Source organism: Neptuniibacter sp. (genome assembly GCF_024231755.1).
Taxonomy (GTDB): Bacteria; Pseudomonadota; Gammaproteobacteria; order Pseudomonadales; family Balneatricaceae; genus Neptuniibacter.
In genome coordinates this window covers 1-17,250 of the sequence record NZ_JAAEQH010000279.1, presented here as the reverse complement: position 1 = coordinate 17,250, position 17,250 = coordinate 1, and the positions used below count along the sequence as shown (strand labels likewise).

Below are 17,250 nucleotides of genomic sequence, written 5' to 3'. Positions count from 1 at the left end.
TAACCTTTACATCAGACATGATCCAAATAAAAAAGCAGCCAAATGGCTGCTTTTTTGTTCCTGTATCATTTCAAATGAGACACCGTAGCAAACTTCTGAGACGGTATCTCACCCAATATGAGATTTGACATACTTACAAACCTATTAAACGTCCAGGTTAGCAACCTGAAGAGCGTTAGATTCGATAAAGTTACGGCGCGGTTCAACTTCATCACCCATCAGGGTAGTAAACAGTTGATCGGCTGCAATAGCATCATCAATTGTTACCTGAAGCATACGACGAGAATCCGGATCCATTGTAGTTTCCCACAGCTGTTCCGGGTTCATCTCACCCAGACCTTTATAGCGCTGGATGTAGTGACCACGACGGGATAGATCCAACAACCAGTTCAGGCCCTCTTCGAAGTCTGTTACTTCCTTCTGGCGCTCACCACGCTGTAGATAAGCACCTTCTTCAAGAAGACCAGATAGCGTATCAGCCATCTTTGACATCTCGGTGTATTCACGTGAAGCGAAGAACTCTTCATTCAGAACGTAATCATGGGCAACACCGTGCTGCTGCATAACTACCTTAGCTACGAAGTTACTGTGTTCTTTGTCTTCCTCTACCAGACACTGGTAGCTGACCGCTTTATCAGAGTAGCCTGCCAGTGCATCGTCAAACTGGTCACACCAATCAGCAACAGTAGCCTGATCAGTCATGTTGTCACGCGGGAACGCTGATGTATCCAACAGGGATTTCAGCATTGCGTACGGGTAAACACGGGACATACGGTTAATCGTACGAATGACTGCACGGTACTGGTAAACAAGTTCTTCCAGCTGCTCACCACCGATACCTGGGGCATTAGCATTTACATGCAGGCTAGTGCCATCCAAAGCGCCCTGAAGCAGATAGGAGTCCAATGCTTCATCGTCTTTCAGATACTGCTCCTGTTTGCCTTTCTTGATCTTGTATAGAGGAGGCTGAGCAATATAAACGTAACCACGCTCGATCAACTCCGGCATCTGACGGAAGAAGAAGGTCAGAAGCAGGGTACGGATGTGCGATCCATCCACGTCGGCATCGGTCATGATGATGATGTGGTGGTAACGCAGTTTATCCGGGTTGTATTCTTCACGGCCGATACCACAACCCAATGCAGTGATCAGGGTGCCAACCTCTGCAGAGCTAAGCATCTTATCGAAGCGTGCTTTCTCTACGTTAAGGATCTTACCTTTCAGCGGCAGGATAGCCTGAGTCTTACGAGCACGGCCCTGTTTAGCCGATCCGCCCGCAGAGTCACCCTCCACTAGGTAGATTTCAGAAAGCGCTGGGTCTTTCTCTTGGCAGTCAGCCAGTTTACCCGGCAAACCTGCAATATCTAGGGCACCTTTACGGCGTGTCATTTCACGTGCTTTACGTGCAGCTTCACGGGCACGTGCTGCGTCGATCATCTTAGAAACGACAGACTTAGCTTCCTGCGGGTTTTCCTGCAGGTATTCAGCCAGACGCTCACCCATGGTTTGCTCAACGGCAGACTTCACCTCAGATGAAACCAACTTATCTTTGGTTTGCGAGGAGAACTTAGGATCTGGAACTTTAACCGAGATAATCGCTGTCAGACCTTCACGGCTGTCATCACCTGTAGTGCTGATCTTACCGCCTTTGTTCAGGCCTTCACTCTCAATGTAGTTGTTAAGAGAGCGGGTTAACGCCGCACGGAAACCTGATAGGTGAGTACCACCATCACGCTGTGGAATGTTGTTGGTAAAGGAATGGATGCTTTCCTGGAAACTGTCGTTCCATTGCATCGCAACTTCTACCGCAACACCAGACGCTTCGTGATCAGCAGTGAAGTGGAAAAGTTTGTTAACGGTTGTCTTGTTAGTGTTCAAGAACTCAACAAATGCGCCTAGGCCACCTTCATATTCGAAAACTTCTTCTACGGCTGTGCGCTCGTCTTTAAGCACAATACGTACACCGGAGTTAAGGAAGGAAAGCTCACGCAGACGCTTAGCCAGAATATCGAACTTAAAAGAAACGTTTGAGAAGGTATCTTCAGATGGCCAGAAACGAACCATAGTACCGCTGGTTTCGGTTTCACCCACAACGGACAGAGGCGCTTCAGGTTCACCGTGCTTGTAGACCTGCTCATGAACCTGACCATTTCGACGAATGGTCATCTTCAACTTAACGGAAAGGGCATTTACTACCGAGACACCTACACCGTGCAGACCACCAGATACCTTATAGCTGTTATCGTCAAACTTACCGCCGGCGTGCAGTACAGTCATGATTACTTCGGCAGCCGAAACACCTTCTTCTGGGTGAATATCAGTTGGGATACCACGGCCATTATCCATAACCGTAATACTCTCATCCGGATGGATAATCACTTTGATTTCACTACAGTGACCCGCCAAGGCTTCGTCGATAGAGTTATCCACGACCTCAAATACCATATGGTGAAGACCGGTACCGTCGTCTGTATCACCAATGTACATGCCTGGGCGTTTCCTTACCGCATCAAGGCCTTTTAGTACCTTAATACTCGAGGAATCATAATCTTGATTATCTTCGCCGCTCATCCAAGTCTCCTAACTTTTTCGTTACATTGGCAATGCAATGTTGCCATCTGTGATACGAAAAGTGGCTATATCCGTTTGTGGATGCCAGTACGATTTCAATGAACTGTCATCAACACAAGTTATAAAACACTGGTTAGAACTTTGTTCTAACACTTTGCAGAACAGTTCCCCATGTTGGCTATCTAGTTCCGACGGTAAGTCATCGATAAGATAGATACAGGGCCTGCTGTTCATACGCTGGAACAATGCACCTTGCGCAAGCTTCAATGCACTGACCACTAATTTTTTTTGTCCGCGGGATAAACGCTCTGCAGCATTGTGTCCGTCAACTTTTAGACGGATATCTGCCCGCTGCGGTCCGCTGCCGGTAAAACCCTGACGCAGATCGCGCTCAAAGTTATTGGAAAGTACCTCATCCAGCTCGCGTTTTTTGTCCCATCCGCAGCTGAAACCCAGCTCAATATGCATATCATCTAACAGCTGCGAAACCACCTTTTCAAACTCCGGTTTCAACAGGCTGAGATACTCTTTGCGCAGCCGGGTCAGCTGGTCTGAAAAGGCGACAAATTCGCGATCCCAAACCTGACGTAACTGGTTGTCAATCTTACCACATTTCAGCAGGGTATTACGCTGTTTTAATACCCGTTTAAACGCTCTCCAGAGCTGAATAAAGGCTTTATCTGCATGGAACACTCCCCAGTCCAGAAATTGACGACGAATCGCTGGAGATCCTTCCAGAAGCATGAAGGTATCTGAGTTGATAACCTGTAGGGGAATAAGCTCTGCAAGGGTGGAAATATCAATATCAGAACCTTCGTAACGTACCCTAGCTTCACCCTCAATAGGGCGCTCTACACCCAGGGACTGCTTAAGGCCATGACCCAAGGGATCAATAGAGGCAAACACTACACTGCTTTGTTGCTCGTTCTGTACAAGGTGGCGTGCTTTGCTAGTACGGAAGGAGCGAGTCAGACCAAGTAGGTTTATCGCTTCCAGAATACTGGTTTTACCGCTGCCGTTTTCACCACAGATAATGTTGATAGCAGAGGAGGGCTCAAAGCTGATTGAGCTGATATTGCGGACGTGTTGAATCTGGAGTTTAGATATGGACATCAGTAGTAGGCTGATACGAAACGGGGGCTACATTAGCCCCCATCATAAATCGGTTTAAAAACCTTAATTACATACGCATTGGCATAACAACGTAAAGGCTGTTCGGCTCATCGAAGCCTTCAACCAACGCACTGGAATTGGAATCTGACAGAGTCAGACGCACAACATCTGAATTCAGAATAGATAGGCAGTCCAACAGGTAGTTTACGTTGAAACCTACTTCCAGGCTTTCACCTTCATAATCTACTGCCAGTGTTTCTTCCGCTTCTTCCTGTTCCGGGTTATTTGCCATTACCTGCAGGTAACCATTGGACAGTGCTAGGCGAACACCACGGTATTTTTCGTTAGAAAGAATCGCGATACGGCTTAGAACCTGGCGCAGTTCCATACGATCACTTAGCAGGATCTTGTCGCCATTTTTCGGAATTACGCGCTCATAATCCGGGAACTTGCCGTCTACAAGTTTAGAAGTGAAAGTAAAATCACCTACGTGAGCACGAATATGGCTGGCACCAATGACCAGACGTAGTGGGTCATCACCATTCTGCAGCAGACGCGCCAGCTCAAGAATACCTTTACGCGGTACGATGATCTGGTGCTGCATACCTTCCTGCGCTTCAACTTCAGTAATGCTGGTTGCCAGACGGTGACCATCTGTCGAAACAGAGCGTAGCTGACCTTCAGCAATCTCTAGCAACATACCATTCAGGTAATAACGTACATCCTGCTGCGCCATGGAAAAACCAGTTTTGTCGATAAGATGACGAAGCTGGTGCTGCAGCATGGACAGTTCCAGAGTTTCCGGGCTGTCTTCTACATTTGGAAATTCTGCTGCGGGCAGGGTAGACAGAGTAAAACGACTGCGGCCCGCTTTGATCACCATCTTCTGACCCGTCAGAGTCAGTTCGATGCGTGCAGAGTCTGGCAGCGATTTACAGATATCCATCAACTTACGCGCCGGCACTGTAACAGAACCCGCTTCAGCCGGCTCATCCAGTGTGACACGACCAACCAGCTCGACCTCAAGGTCTGTACCGGTCATAGACAGCTGATCCCCTTCAGCTACCAGCAAAATATTGGATAGCACTGGCAATGTCTGTCTGCGCTCAACAACACCTGCAACCAACTGCAGCGGTTTGATCAACGCTTCACGTGAGATGACAAATTTCATCGTTTACCCACCTACCTTATATATGGCCGGTCCATTGTTGGCCGGTAACATCTTTACGCCGTCAGATGGCGTAGCAAATTCTGATAATCTTCTCTGATATCCGTATCACTCTCACGTAGCTCCTTTATCTTTCGACAAGCATGGAGCACAGTGGTGTGATCTCGACCACCAAATGCATCACCGATCTCCGGCAAGCTATGATTGGTCAGCTCCTTGGACAGACTCATCGCCACCTGACGAGGTCGGGCCACAGAACGACTGCGTCGTTTCGACAACAGATCAGAAACCTTAATCTTATAGTAATCGGCTACAACCCGTTGAATATTATCAATACTAACCTGTTTATCCTGCAAAGCCAGCAGGTCTTTAAGAGATTCTTTAATAAAAGGTGTAGTAATGGCGCTGCCGGTGAAATGAGCATTGGCGATAACACGCTTTAAAGCGCCTTCAAGCTCACGAACATTGGAACGAATCTTCTGCGCGAGGAAGAAAGCAGCATCATCAGGCAAACGGACGCGAGCCTCATCAGCTTTCTTCATCAAAATAGCAACACGGGTTTCCAGCTCTGGCGGTTCTATGGCAACCGTCAGACCCCAACCAAAACGGGATTTCAGACGTTCTTCTACACCGTTGATCTCTTTTGGATAACGATCGCTGGTTAGAATCATCTGCTGACCACCTTCCAACAATGCATTGAAAGTATGGAAAAACTCTTCCTGTGAACGCTCTTTTCCAGCAAAGAACTGAATATCATCGATCAACAAAGCATCTACAGAACGGTAGTAACGCTTGAAATCATTAATCGCATTCAGCTGCAACGCCTTAACCATATCTGCTACGAAACGCTCAGAATGCAGATACACAATTTTGGCATTCGGGTTACGTTTCAGCATCTCGTTACCCACCGCATGCATCAAGTGGGTTTTACCCAAACCAACACCACCGTATATAAAGAGTGGGTTGTATGAAACGCCTGGGTTATCACCAACCTGACGTGCTGCCGCCAATGCCAGCTGGTTGGATTTACCCTGCACGAAGCTTTCAAAGGTAAACGAGTGATTCAAGTTAGATTGGTGATGCTTCAAACCACCTTCAACATCGACTGTACGCTGAACCGGTTCGGGAGCAGCTGGCGCAGAAGGCATGATGATCTGCGAAGAGGTCGTCTCCAGAATCTGTTGTGAAATCGGAGGGAAGCTACGGGAATCACGTGGCGCTTCAGCAGCAGGTTCAAAACGAGATGGTGGCTCTACTTGCTGTGTAAAACTATTAACTGGCTCAGATGGAGCAACAACTTCAGCTCTTTCCATTCCATTATTATTAACTACAGGCTCAGCAGCAAATTGTTGCTGCGGGGCATGAGAAGGAGGAGCAGGGGGAGCCGGACGACGATTGAAGTTAGCAGCAGGGCGAGGGCGCGGGGCCATGCCTCTGTTGTTTGCAACTTCTAGAGATACTTCGGTAGAGATATCGCCGGTTACATCGCAGACAACCTGACGAATACGAGAAAGAAACTTGTCATTAACCCAATCACGGACGAAACGATTTGGCGCAACCAGTACCAACTGCTCTGAACTATCCTGTGACACCTGCAGCGGTCTGATCCATGTGTTGTATTGCTGTGCCGGAAATTCTTCCTGAAGGCTGTGCAAACAACGCGCCCAGAGTTCCATCGACATATGGGAGAAGCCCTTCTCTACCTGTAATTATTGTTTATAGGTTCTTTCTCTACACTCTTTATAACTGACTTCTTTCAACTGACTTGTTTTGTGCTGTCTGAAAGCTACACAACAGACATATATAAAGGCCACAAGAAAAATTTAGGGCCTCGAAAAGAGAAGTTGTTAAGAGATTCTTGAATTCTAACTAGTTCCTCTTCACTTATCCACAATAAATCAGCGTTTTTTCTCCTACTTTTTTACATTGACCTAAAGATGCAAAGCCTTACGGCATGCGGGATCCAGAAAACTTATCAAGAACATATTTGCAACCTTGTCACAATTAACTAACTACTTATCCATAAAGTTATACAACTTGTAACCTATGAAAATCTGGTAAAACTCTTGAGTTATCCACAGAATTAACAGATTTAATAACAAATTTGATCAAAATATCTGAGTGGGGACAGATTTAAACCAACCCTCCACAGGCATAAATACAGAAAAATCACCCTAAAAAGCTAAAATATTGAATTATTCATAAAAACTGATTGAACCCGAGGCACAAATTCACTAGAATTCTGCGCTCTCAATTTTTGGGCGTAGCAATTATCGCTACGTTGTTATTAACGAACGCGTTGGCAGGATTGACCGATGAAAAGAACATTTCAACCAAGCGTACTTAAGCGTAAGCGCACACACGGCTTCCGTGCTCGCATGGCTACTAAAGCTGGCCGTCAGGTGATCAACCGTCGCCGCGCGAAAGGCCGTAAGCGCCTGTCTGCTTAAGACTGGTAATACGGTCTGGTTTATTTGAATGACCGAATTCAGATACCCTCGCCGGTTACGTCTGTTAACCGGCAGGGACTTTCAAAGTGTGTTTGATGACGTACAGCTGAAAGTACCAGACCAGCCTATCCTCATACTTACCCGTCCAAATAATCTAAGTCACCCCCGACTTGGTTTTGTTATTTCCAAAAAAAATATTCGTCAGGCGGTGAAACGTAACCGCGTTCGGCGTATCATTCGCGAATCTTTTCGTCTGAACCAGGATAATTTGCCTGCAGTGGATATGATCATCCTTGCCCGACGAGGTCTGGGTGAGCTGGAAAATGATCAAGTTCACAAGCTGATGAAGAAATGTTGGTCGCGACTGATAAATAAATCAAAAAAGCAAAAGAAAACCTGATTGGTCCTAACCCTATGGATGTACAGCGTATTATTCTTATTGGAGCACTCTGTTTAATCAGCTATCTGCTGGTGCTGCAATGGAACCAAGACTACGGTCAGCCACCTGCTGCCCAAGAAGCAACTACTTCTGTGTCTGCTTATGATAGTCAACCGGTAAGCTCCGAACTGCCTAAAGCTGAAGAGACAGCTCAAACTGGTGACGTACCAGGCACTCTGACTCAGGCCACTGCACAGGCAAAACTAGTTACTGTTAAAACTGATGTTCTGGATGTAATCATCGACACTAAAGGTGGCGATATTATCCAGGCGGCTTTGCCTCAGCATAAAGCAGCTCTGGGATCTGAACTGCCATTTGTTCTTCTGGAACAAACGACTAACCGTACCTATGTTTCTCAAAGCGGTCTGGTAGGTAAGAACGGTCCAGATGCAAGCCCTGAAGGTCGCCCAACTTACACAGTTACTCAGAATGAGTTCTCACTTGGCGACCAGGATAAGCTTTCTGTAGATCTGAGCTTCACTGATAAGACCGGTGTTGAGGTAACTAAGCGCTTCACCTTTACTAAAGGTTCTTACGAGATCAATCTTGAATTCATCGTAAATAACCAGTCTGAGCAACAGTGGGCAGGTAATCTGTTCGGTCAGATCAAGCGTGACCGCAGTGATGATCCTACTCAATCTACCGACATGGGCATGCAGTCTTACCTGGGTGGTGTATTCTCCACAGCAGAAGACCCATACGAAAAAATCGACTTCGACGACATGGACGATGCCCAGTTCAAGAAATCCAGCCCTGATGGTTATGTTGCCATGTCTCAGCATTACTTCCTGAGTGCATGGATTCCAGCACCGGGCGCTGAATACAGCTATCAGTCTCGCAAGCTGAACGGTAACTACATTGTTGGTTTCTTGTCTCCTGACTTCCTTGTTAATGCAGGCGAAAGCAAGACAGTAAGTGCTAACTTCTATGTAGGTCCTAAAGATCAGGAGATCATGGAGCTGGCACAGGAAAACCTACCTCTGACTGTAGACTACGGCTGGTTATGGTGGGTTGCTTCGCCACTTTACATGCTGCTTAAGTGGATCTATGGCCTAGTAGGTAACTGGGGCTTGGCAATCATCGGCATCACGATTGTAGTTAAAGCAGCTCTGTTCCACCTGAATGCTAAAGCATTTAAGTCGATGGCGAAGATGCGTAAGTTTGGTCCTGAGATGACTCGTCTGAAAGAACTGTACGGTGATGACCGTCAGAAGATGTCTCAGGAGATGATGAAGCTTTACCAGAAAGAGAAGATCAACCCATTGGGTGGCTGTCTGCCAATTCTGGCTCAGATGCCGATCTTCATCGCGCTGTACTGGGTACTGATGGAGTCTGTAGATCTGCGTCACGCTGAGTTCCTGTACCTAGCTGACCTTTCTGTTAAGGACCCTTACTTCATTCTGCCTATCATCATGGGTGCGAGTATGTTTATTCAGCAGATGCTGAACCCAACTCCTCCAGACCCGATGCAGGCTAAGATTATGAAGATGCTGCCGTTGCTGTTCACATTCTTCTTCCTGTGGTTCCCTGCAGGTCTGACTCTGTACTGGGTTGTGAACAACATTCTGTCTATTGCACAGCAGTATGTGATCAACAAGCAGATAGATAACGAATAGACCTGATTTCTGAGATCTATTAATGAAAAAGCCGCTACTCGTTAGCGGCTTTTTTATATCTGGCTTTTATGCCTGAGCAGAACAAAGTGATAAACTTCGCCCAAATTGTATAAATGAGATCCGTTATGACACTTGCCAACAACGACACCATTACCGCACAAGCTACACCTCCAGGTAGAGGTGGCGTTGGTATTGTTCGTATCTCAGGCCCATTAGCTAAACAGATCTCAGAGACAGTTTTAAAAACCGAACTTAAACCGCGTTATGCCTATTACGGCCCCTTCTTTGATAACAGTGGTCAGGAAATTGATCAGGGAATAGCTTTGTATTTCCCAGGACCCAACTCTTTTACGGGGGAAGATGTTCTCGAGCTACAGGGCCATGGCGGTCCCGTAATTGTCGACCTTTTACTCAAACGAGCTATCGAACTCGGTGCCCGTCTGGCAAAACCAGGAGAGTTCTCGGAACGGGCTTTTCTAAATGACAAACTGGATCTGGCTCAAGCAGAAGCGATTGCCGATCTGATCGATAGTTCCTCTGAACAAGCCGCACGCTGTGCAATCCGTTCTCTACAAGGCGAGTTCTCCAACCGTATCTATGAGCTGGTAGAAGCTCTGATCAATCTGCGGATCTATGTCGAAGCTGCTATCGATTTCCCAGAAGAGGAGATCGATTTCCTTGCTGACGGCAAAGTGCTGTCAGATCTTAAAACGGTGTTAGGTAAAGTTGAGCTAGTTCAGTCGGAAGCCCGTCAGGGTAGTCTGTTACGTGAAGGCATGAGCGTAGTTATTGCTGGCCGCCCTAATGCGGGTAAGTCCAGCCTACTTAATGCGCTGGCAGGACGTGAAACCGCTATCGTGACTGATATCGCCGGAACCACACGCGATGTACTACGCGAGCATATTCATATCGATGGTATGCCACTGCATATTATCGATACAGCTGGGCTGCGTGATGCACCGGATGAAGTGGAACGCATTGGTATCAACCGTGCCTGGGAAGAGATCAATAAAGCCGATCGCGTACTGTTAATGGTAGATAGCCAGAGTACTTCGACTGATGATCCTGAACAGATCTGGCCCGAGTTTGTTCATCAACTACCAGAATCCAGCCGTATTACTGTGATTCGCAATAAAGCGGATCTGAGTGGTGAGGAAATTAATATCCGTGAAGCCCATGATCACACGACCATTACTCTCTCTGCCAAATCGCAGACAGGTGTAGATCTTCTAAGAGATCACCTAAAAGAATCCATGGGTTTCAGCTCCACCACAGAGGGTGGCTTTATGGCCCGCCGCCGTCATCTAGACGCACTGGAACGTGCCCACGAACTACTACAAACAGGTTTAGATCAGTTGGAAATGAATGGAGCAGGGGAGTTACTGGCTGAAGATCTACGTCAGGCACAACAGTCTCTGAACGAGATCACCGGGGAATTCTCTTCAGATGATCTTCTGCGAAGAATCTTTAGTTCATTCTGTATCGGAAAATAAAAAAGGGCTGAAATATCAGCCCTTTTTCAAACTTAATAAACTTAGAAGTTATAACCCAGAGTCAACAAAATCTGACGTTCAGCAGCCGGATAGTAGGCTGTTCCACCAGGTAACCACCAAGCAGCAATCGTATAAGCGTCATACTCTTTATCAAGCAGGTTATTTACACGTAAAGATGCATCCCAGTTATCCTTTTTCCAGGAAACATTGGCATTAACAACTGTATAACCACCTACTTTGGATAAAGCATTCGCTTCATCATCATCCTGATACTGCGAACCTGTATATTTAGCATCGATATAAAGGTTAGTTTGTGCATTCAGTTGGTAATCAGTGCTAAGAACAATGCTGTGCTCAGGTACGAAAGGCACCTCATTACCTGCAAAGGTTCCTGCTTGGATTTCTGAATCCGTATAGTTATAGCTACCGCTTACACGAAGATCTTTACTGATATCTTTGCTCGCAGAAAGTACCAAGCCACGACGGCGAGATTCATCTAGATTCACGTTGGCATAGGTAAGCGCGTTATATTTGATTTCGTTATCAAGATCTAACTGGAAAATTGTCGCCTGAACCTGTGCGTTAGCAGGATTCCACTCCCAACCTAACTCATAAGAAACACCTTCTTGTGGTTCAAGAAATGTTTCACCAAATGGAAGCGCAGCCAGTTCATCCATGTTTGCATGACGGAAACTTTCATCACGGCGCAGGAAAACTCGCTGTTGATCATCTAGCTGATAAGTAACACCAATCTCTTTCACAAAACGGGACTGATTGTTATCAATATTGTTTGCTAAATCGCGATCTTTAACACGGCTTTCACGACCACCTAAGGTTAACTCAAGGTTATCCAAAAAGAGTGGCATTTGAGCACGGGCATAAAGTGCTTTAACTTCCTGATTTCTGGTTTGTGGTGCAAATCCACCACGCTGATAATCAGTTTCGTGGAAATCATAACCAACAGTTACAACTGCTTGATTAATACGTCCCATAACTCGCGGAGTGAAGGAGGTCACGCGAGTATCTTGCTCATAGGCAGCCCACAGAATTCCTTCTCCATCACTGTCACGAACACTGTATTCACCACGAAACTCCCAATTCTCAGAAAGTTCCTGCTCAAGACCTAATGAAACAATATCACTATCGTAATTCAGGTAATCTGAAGAAGTGCTCTGACGTCTATCTTCCAGTTTCTGATTAATGTTAATCGCGTTTGGTAGCTGAACATTATCTTCAACTTTCTGAACCTCAAGGAAAACACGGCCTGTGTCGTAGTTTTTCTCTAACTCAGCAAAGAAATTATTAAAATCTGTGGCGCTATGATCACGGTAGTTGTCAGCATGCTTCGCTTTTGCACTCAGACGAACACCAAATCCGTTATCAAAACCTTTACTGAAAGCAAAAGAGTAATCTTCGTAGTCGTCAGTACCACGAGTCACTGATACTCGACCTTTAGCATCTGTAATAGGTTTAGTAATAATATTAATCACACCACCTACAGCCTGATCACCATATAAAGTGCCCGCACTACCCTGAATGATTTCGATACGTTCGATATCCTGCAGAGCAATAAGATTTAGGTTTGGTGCTTCTAGAGTCTGGTTATTCAGACGGCGGCCATTAACCATAATTAATGCATTGTTAGAACTATTCTGACCGAATCCGCGCATAGATACAGAAACACGACTATTTGTTCCTGTGGAGTCTCTAACATGCAAGCCTGGTTGAACACGCAGAACATCAGCAATGCTTATAGCACCACTCTTCTCAATCTGTTCAGCAGTAACCTGATTAACAATAGTAGGTGTAGTGTTTACAGCCTGATCGAAACGGGTTGCTGTTACGATTACAGAATCCAACTCAGTTACGTTTTCCTGAGCATAGACAGGGAGTGCCATAGCAATAGCTACAGCTAAAGACAGTTTAGCTTTCATCGATATCCTCGATATGCGCCCGCCGCGCATGAATGGAAAAATGTAGCTACTGGCCGGTCTACGGGCTTTCAACCTGTCCTAATAAACTTAAGACGACAGTTAAACCTTCCCAAGCTGAATCAATATCCTTTGCTCAGTGGATTACTTAACTGTTTAGGGCTGATTACCGTTGCGGGGGCAGCGTTGGAATTGCAGAAATGCTCACCAAACTTCCCGATTATCCTGTCTATTTTTCAGGCACCAGTAACGTTGCGGCGCAAGTGTAAGGGGGCAGAGGTGCTAATGCAAATGAAAGGCTATCAGGATAGGTTGAATCTGACTCAGCTAATTCTTTAGATAGAAAGTGCCTTTATATAGGAACTAGTTCAGGGGACAGGTTTAAACCTGTCCCCATCTGAAACTCAATCGATCAGATAATGATCAACTTTTTATGTAACTATTTGATTATCGGCTAAATACTCAGCTTTTTAACAGCTAAATACAAAGTTATTATCATCTTATCCACATTTTTAAGTTAATTATTTAAAAATATCAACAGAGTAACATCAAGAAAAAAACTTAATAAAATCAAATTAACACTATATAAATTATATAGTTATGCTGATGTTTAATAATATACGTAGGAAATTATCAATAAGCCTAAATTTTAGGCTTTCATGTTATCTACAGATCCTGTGCATAAACTGTATACCTAGATGGGTTAATCCTTGGGGTAAGGCTGTGAACAAACAGATCTGTGGACAACAAGCCCTTTTACCCACAAGTTACAACAAAGATCTGCAAACGATATAGGCAGGATTAACCACCACTTATCATTAACGTAACTTAATGATTTTATTAGATTATATTGAGTTAATAACAGAAAAATGGCTGTCCATTAATAATCATTAAAATAAAAAAACATATATCTTCTTTATCTTTTTTATTCTTTATATAAAGAGGAAAACAACTCTGTTCAAAAAATGATCATTTCTAAGTTAGTCAGGTAGAGGTATAATCACCGCCCTTTTTCAGATCGTCTCACCTTACAGATACACAGACAGATCGAACGCTTTCTTTTAGAGGTAATACAACGGTGGATTTTCCAACCCGCTACGATGTCATTGTTATTGGTGGTGGCCATGCAGGAACAGAAGCTGCTCTGGCTTCTGCCCGTACAGGTGCACAAACTCTTCTGTTAACACATAACATTGAAACTCTGGGGCAGATGTCTTGTAACCCTGCTATCGGCGGTATTGGTAAGAGCCATTTGGTAAAAGAGATCGATGCGCTTGATGGCGCAATGGCGAGAGCAACCGATAAAGGTGGTATCCAGTTCCGTACTCTGAATTCACGAAAGGGGCCTGCAGTTCGTGCTACTCGTGCTCAGGCTGATCGTATTCTGTATAAAGCGGCGATTCGTAATATTCTGGAAAACCAGCCAAATCTTCACATCTTTCAACAATCAGCTGATGACCTAATTGTTGAAGGAGATACAGTTAAAGGTGTGGTCACACAGACAGGTATCCGTTTTTTCTCTGAGTCAGTTGTACTGACAGCTGGAACATTCCTTGGTGGTGTGATTCATATTGGCTTGGAGAATCATTCGGGTGGCCGTGCAGGAGATCCGCCTTCAATCGCTTTGGCAGAACGCTTGCGAGAGATGCCATTCCGAGTTGATCGATTGAAAACAGGTACACCACCGCGTATTGACGCCCGCAGTGTAGATTTCTCTGTGATGCAGGAGCAGCCAGGTGATAGACCAACACCGGTGATGTCCTACATGGGCAGCCTGAGCGACCATCCGCAGCAGATCAGCTGCTATATCACTCACACAAACGAGCGCACCCATGAGATTTTACGCAGTGGTTTAGATCGTTCGCCTATGTATACCGGTGTTATCGAGGGTGTTGGGCCACGTTACTGCCCATCGATCGAAGATAAGATCATGCGTTTTGCTGATAAAGATCAGCATCAGGTGTTTGTGGAGCCTGAAGGTTTAACTACCCATGAGCTATACCCTAATGGTATTTCAACTAGCCTGCCGTTTGATATTCAGCTGGCGGCAGTACAGTCGATCCGTGGTTTCGAGAATGCGCATATTGTGCGTCCGGGTTATGCGATTGAGTATGATTTCTTCAATCCTCAGGATTTGAAACATACCCTGGAAACCAAATACATGAACGGTCTCTACTTCGCGGGTCAGATCAACGGTACAACCGGTTATGAAGAGGCGGGAGCTCAGGGGTTATTGGCAGGTGCGAATGCCGCACTTCGAGCTTTGGATAAAGACCAGTGGTATCCACGCCGTGATGAAGCTTATATCGGTGTGCTGGTGGATGATCTAATTACCCTGGGTACTTCAGAGCCATATCGTATGTTTACAAGTCGCGCTGAGTACCGTCTAATCCTCCGTGAAGACAATGCTGATCTGCGTCTGACGGAAAAAGGTCGTGAACTGGGCCTAGTAGGTGATGATCGCTGGCAGGCATTTTGTGAGAAACGCGAAGCGATTGAGCTTGAACAGCAGCGTTTGCAATCAACCTGGATTCAGCCAAAAACACCGGAAGCAGATGAATTAGCTCCGAAACTGAAAACACCATTGTCTCGCGAATACAATCTGGCGGATCTGCTGAAACGTCCTGAATTGGTCTACAGCGATCTGGCTCATCTGAAAGGCGAAGGGGTTGAAGACCTTCAGGTAGCTGAACAGGTTGAGATTCAGAACAAATACGCCGGTTACATCGATCGTCAGAAAGATGAAATCGAACAGATGCGTCGCCAGGAGAATACGCCACTACCAGAAGGGTTTGATTATGACCAGGTGGGTGGCCTATCCAACGAGCTGAAAGCCAAATTGAAAGAGGTTCAACCTCAGACAATTTCTCAGGCTTCACGCATTCAGGGTATGACGCCGGCAGCTATCTCTCTGCTGCTGGTTTATCTGAAGAAACACCAAATGACTAAGGGTAAGGTTGCCAGCTGATGCATCAGGTTTCCGAGCAGCAGCTGGAAGCTGCACTGAAAAAGGGCGTTCAGGCACTGAATCTGAATCTGTCCGAAGATAAAATTGAAACACTCATTCGTTATCTTAATCTCCTGATCAAGTGGAATAAGGCCTACAATCTGACCGCGGTAAGAGATCCAATGGAGATGGTGGATCGCCATCTAATCGATAGTTTGAGCGTTGTTCCTTACGTTGAAGGAAAAAGAATTATTGATGTAGGCAGTGGGCCTGGATTGCCTGGCATCCCTTTAGCTATATGCTATCCGGAGCTGCCAATCACCACTTTGGACAGCAACGGTAAGAAGACTCGCTTTCAGCTGCAGGTTAAAACTGAATTGGGTCTAGATAATCTAACCGTGATTAATGATCGGGTAGAAAATTGCGATTTTGAGCCTTTTGATCAGGTCATATCCCGTGCATTTGCCTCTTTGGAAGATATGATCAACTGGACCCATCAGCTTTGTCATAAAGATGGTGTTTTTCTTGCAATGAAAGGTCTGTATCCTGAAGAGGAACTGTCAGCGCTGCCTGATGGTTATGAACTAAAAATCTGTCACCGGTTGAATGTTCCCGGGACGGAAGGGGAAAGGCATCTGCTAGTTTTAGGGAGACGCTAGGCGTGGCAAAGATCCTTACGATCACAAACCAGAAGGGCGGCGTGGGTAAAACAACTACCTGCGTAAATCTGGCTGCTTCACTCGCTGCAACGAAAAAGCGGGTTTTACTTGTGGATATGGACCCACAGGGAAATGCCAGCATGGGTAGTGGTGTCGATAAACACACGCTGGAAAATACCGTTTATGAAGTTTTGACGGATAATGCCAAAATTCAGGATGCGATCGTCAAAGATACCCCTGCTGGATATGACTTGATCGGATCCAATGGGGATCTAACAGCAGCTGAAGTTGAACTCTTGCAGATTCCTCGCCGTGAGTTCCGCCTGAAAATGGCACTGATGGAAGTGGATGATGAATATGATTTCGTTCTGATCGACAATCCACCTTCCCTTAACCTGCTGACAGTTAATGCCTTAGCATCTTCAGCAGGGGTTATTATTCCTATGCAGTGCGAATATTACGCTTTGGAAGGGATATCCTCACTGATCGGAACCATTGAGAAGATCAACAAACGACTCAATCCTGCTCTGAAAATTGAGGGCATCCTGCGTACCATGTTTGATCCGCGTATGAGTCTGACCAAAGACGTGTCTACCCACCTGGTGGAATACTTCGGCGACAAAGTTTACCGCACTGTCATTCCACGTAACGTTCGCCTGGCTGAAGCACCGAGTCATGGTCTGCCAGCGTTACTCTATGATAAAAACTCCCGTGGAGCAGTGGCCTACCTGGCATTGGCAGGTGAATTGATCCGTCGTACCCAACTGGAAGAAAAAGAACAATCACAGGAAGCATAATCAATGGCTAAAAAGCGTGGACTGGGTAAAGGTCTGGATGCACTACTGTCCAGCGTCAGTGATGTT

The 17,250-nt window shown here is 45.8% G+C and carries 12 protein-coding genes and 1 riboswitch; of the genes, 7 read left to right on the top strand and 5 right to left on the bottom strand.

All coding sequences use genetic code 11. From position 1 onward, the window contains the following. Nucleotides 1–144: 144 nt before the first annotated feature. From gyrB to dnaA, 4 genes are all read right to left on the bottom strand, one after another. Complete coding sequence (gyrB, locus tag GY843_RS15890) at nucleotides 145–2,571, bottom strand: DNA topoisomerase (ATP-hydrolyzing) subunit B (RefSeq protein ID WP_297311011.1); 2,427 nt, start codon at nucleotides 2,569–2,571, stop codon at nucleotides 145–147. 21 nt (nucleotides 2,572–2,592) lie between these two features. Then, entirely contained in the window at nucleotides 2,593–3,684 is a 1,092-nt protein-coding gene (gene recF / locus GY843_RS15885; RefSeq protein ID WP_297311009.1) for a DNA replication/repair protein RecF, read from the bottom strand. A gap of 67 nt (nucleotides 3,685–3,751) precedes the next feature. Beyond that, on the bottom strand, nucleotides 3,752–4,855 hold the full coding sequence (gene dnaN, locus GY843_RS15880) for a DNA polymerase III subunit beta (RefSeq protein WP_297311008.1): 1,104 nt from the start codon (nucleotides 4,853–4,855) through the stop codon (nucleotides 3,752–3,754). A 53-nt stretch (nucleotides 4,856–4,908) separates the two neighbouring features. Then, the gene (dnaA, locus tag GY843_RS15875) at nucleotides 4,909–6,534 is read right to left on the bottom strand and encodes a chromosomal replication initiator protein DnaA (protein ID WP_297311007.1); all 1,626 of its coding nucleotides are present in this window, start codon (nucleotides 6,532–6,534) and stop codon (nucleotides 4,909–4,911) included. A 633-nt stretch (nucleotides 6,535–7,167) separates the two neighbouring features. Between dnaA and rpmH the strand changes: the two genes are divergently transcribed. The 4 genes from rpmH to mnmE all read left to right on the top strand — a co-directional run bounded on the left by rpmH (nucleotide 7,168) and on the right by mnmE (nucleotide 10,850). Then, a complete protein-coding gene (gene rpmH, locus GY843_RS15870; protein ID WP_007021587.1) occupies nucleotides 7,168–7,302 on the top strand; it encodes a 50S ribosomal protein L34 in 135 nt (44 codons plus the stop codon). A 28-nt stretch (nucleotides 7,303–7,330) separates the two neighbouring features. Further along, nucleotides 7,331–7,702, top strand: a complete 372-nt coding sequence (gene rnpA / locus GY843_RS15865) for a ribonuclease P protein component (protein WP_297311006.1) — start codon at nucleotides 7,331–7,333, stop codon at nucleotides 7,700–7,702. Between the two features lie 14 nt (nucleotides 7,703–7,716). Further along, a complete protein-coding gene (gene yidC, locus GY843_RS15860; RefSeq protein ID WP_297311005.1) occupies nucleotides 7,717–9,357 on the top strand; it encodes a membrane protein insertase YidC in 1,641 nt (546 codons plus the stop codon). Between the two features lie 125 nt (nucleotides 9,358–9,482). Next, a complete protein-coding gene (gene mnmE, locus GY843_RS15855) occupies nucleotides 9,483–10,850 on the top strand; it encodes a tRNA uridine-5-carboxymethylaminomethyl(34) synthesis GTPase MnmE (RefSeq protein WP_297311004.1) in 1,368 nt (455 codons plus the stop codon). Between the two features lie 41 nt (nucleotides 10,851–10,891). Here mnmE and GY843_RS15850 read toward each other — a convergent pair whose 3' ends face one another. Next, complete coding sequence (locus GY843_RS15850; protein ID WP_297311003.1) at nucleotides 10,892–12,784, bottom strand: TonB-dependent receptor; 1,893 nt, start codon at nucleotides 12,782–12,784, stop codon at nucleotides 10,892–10,894. 33 nt (nucleotides 12,785–12,817) lie between these two features. Beyond that, nucleotides 12,818–13,044: riboswitch (cobalamin riboswitch) on the bottom strand. An 815-nt stretch (nucleotides 13,045–13,859) separates the two neighbouring features. On the opposite strand from GY843_RS15850, the gene mnmG reads away from it, so the two are divergent. The 3 genes from mnmG to GY843_RS15835 are packed head-to-tail and all read left to right on the top strand — an operon-like array spanning nucleotide 13,860 to nucleotide 17,184. After that, a complete protein-coding gene (gene mnmG, locus GY843_RS15845; RefSeq protein ID WP_297311001.1) occupies nucleotides 13,860–15,749 on the top strand; it encodes a tRNA uridine-5-carboxymethylaminomethyl(34) synthesis enzyme MnmG in 1,890 nt (629 codons plus the stop codon). Next, the gene (gene rsmG, locus GY843_RS15840; protein ID WP_297310999.1) at nucleotides 15,749–16,387 is read left to right on the top strand and encodes a 16S rRNA (guanine(527)-N(7))-methyltransferase RsmG; all 639 of its coding nucleotides are present in this window, start codon (nucleotides 15,749–15,751) and stop codon (nucleotides 16,385–16,387) included. The genes mnmG and rsmG overlap by 1 nt, the downstream gene beginning before the upstream one ends. Before the next feature lie 2 nt (nucleotides 16,388–16,389). Continuing rightward, entirely contained in the window at nucleotides 16,390–17,184 is a 795-nt protein-coding gene (locus GY843_RS15835; RefSeq protein ID WP_297310997.1) for a ParA family protein, read from the top strand. Nucleotides 17,185–17,250: the final 66 nt, after the last annotated feature.

What these genes read in the sequence shown, in the direction of transcription:
- gyrB (WP_297311011.1), bottom strand. Translation starts at nt 2,571, where the DNA reads ATGAGCGGCGAAGATAATCAAGATTATGATTCCTCGAGTATTAAGGTA.
- recF (WP_297311009.1), bottom strand. Translation starts at nt 3,684, where the DNA reads ATGTCCATATCTAAACTCCAGATTCAACACGTCCGCAATATCAGCTCA.
- dnaN (WP_297311008.1), bottom strand. Translation starts at nt 4,855, where the DNA reads ATGAAATTTGTCATCTCACGTGAAGCGTTGATCAAACCGCTGCAGTTG.
- dnaA (WP_297311007.1), bottom strand. Translation starts at nt 6,534, where the DNA reads ATGTCGATGGAACTCTGGGCGCGTTGTTTGCACAGCCTTCAGGAAGAA.
- rpmH (WP_007021587.1), top strand. Translation starts at nt 7,168, where the DNA reads ATGAAAAGAACATTTCAACCAAGCGTACTTAAGCGTAAGCGCACACAC.
- rnpA (WP_297311006.1), top strand. Translation starts at nt 7,331, where the DNA reads ATGACCGAATTCAGATACCCTCGCCGGTTACGTCTGTTAACCGGCAGG.
- yidC (WP_297311005.1), top strand. Translation starts at nt 7,717, where the DNA reads ATGGATGTACAGCGTATTATTCTTATTGGAGCACTCTGTTTAATCAGC.
- mnmE (WP_297311004.1), top strand. Translation starts at nt 9,483, where the DNA reads ATGACACTTGCCAACAACGACACCATTACCGCACAAGCTACACCTCCA.
- GY843_RS15850 (WP_297311003.1), bottom strand. Translation starts at nt 12,784, where the DNA reads ATGAAAGCTAAACTGTCTTTAGCTGTAGCTATTGCTATGGCACTCCCT.
- rsmG (WP_297310999.1), top strand. Translation starts at nt 15,749, where the DNA reads ATGCATCAGGTTTCCGAGCAGCAGCTGGAAGCTGCACTGAAAAAGGGC.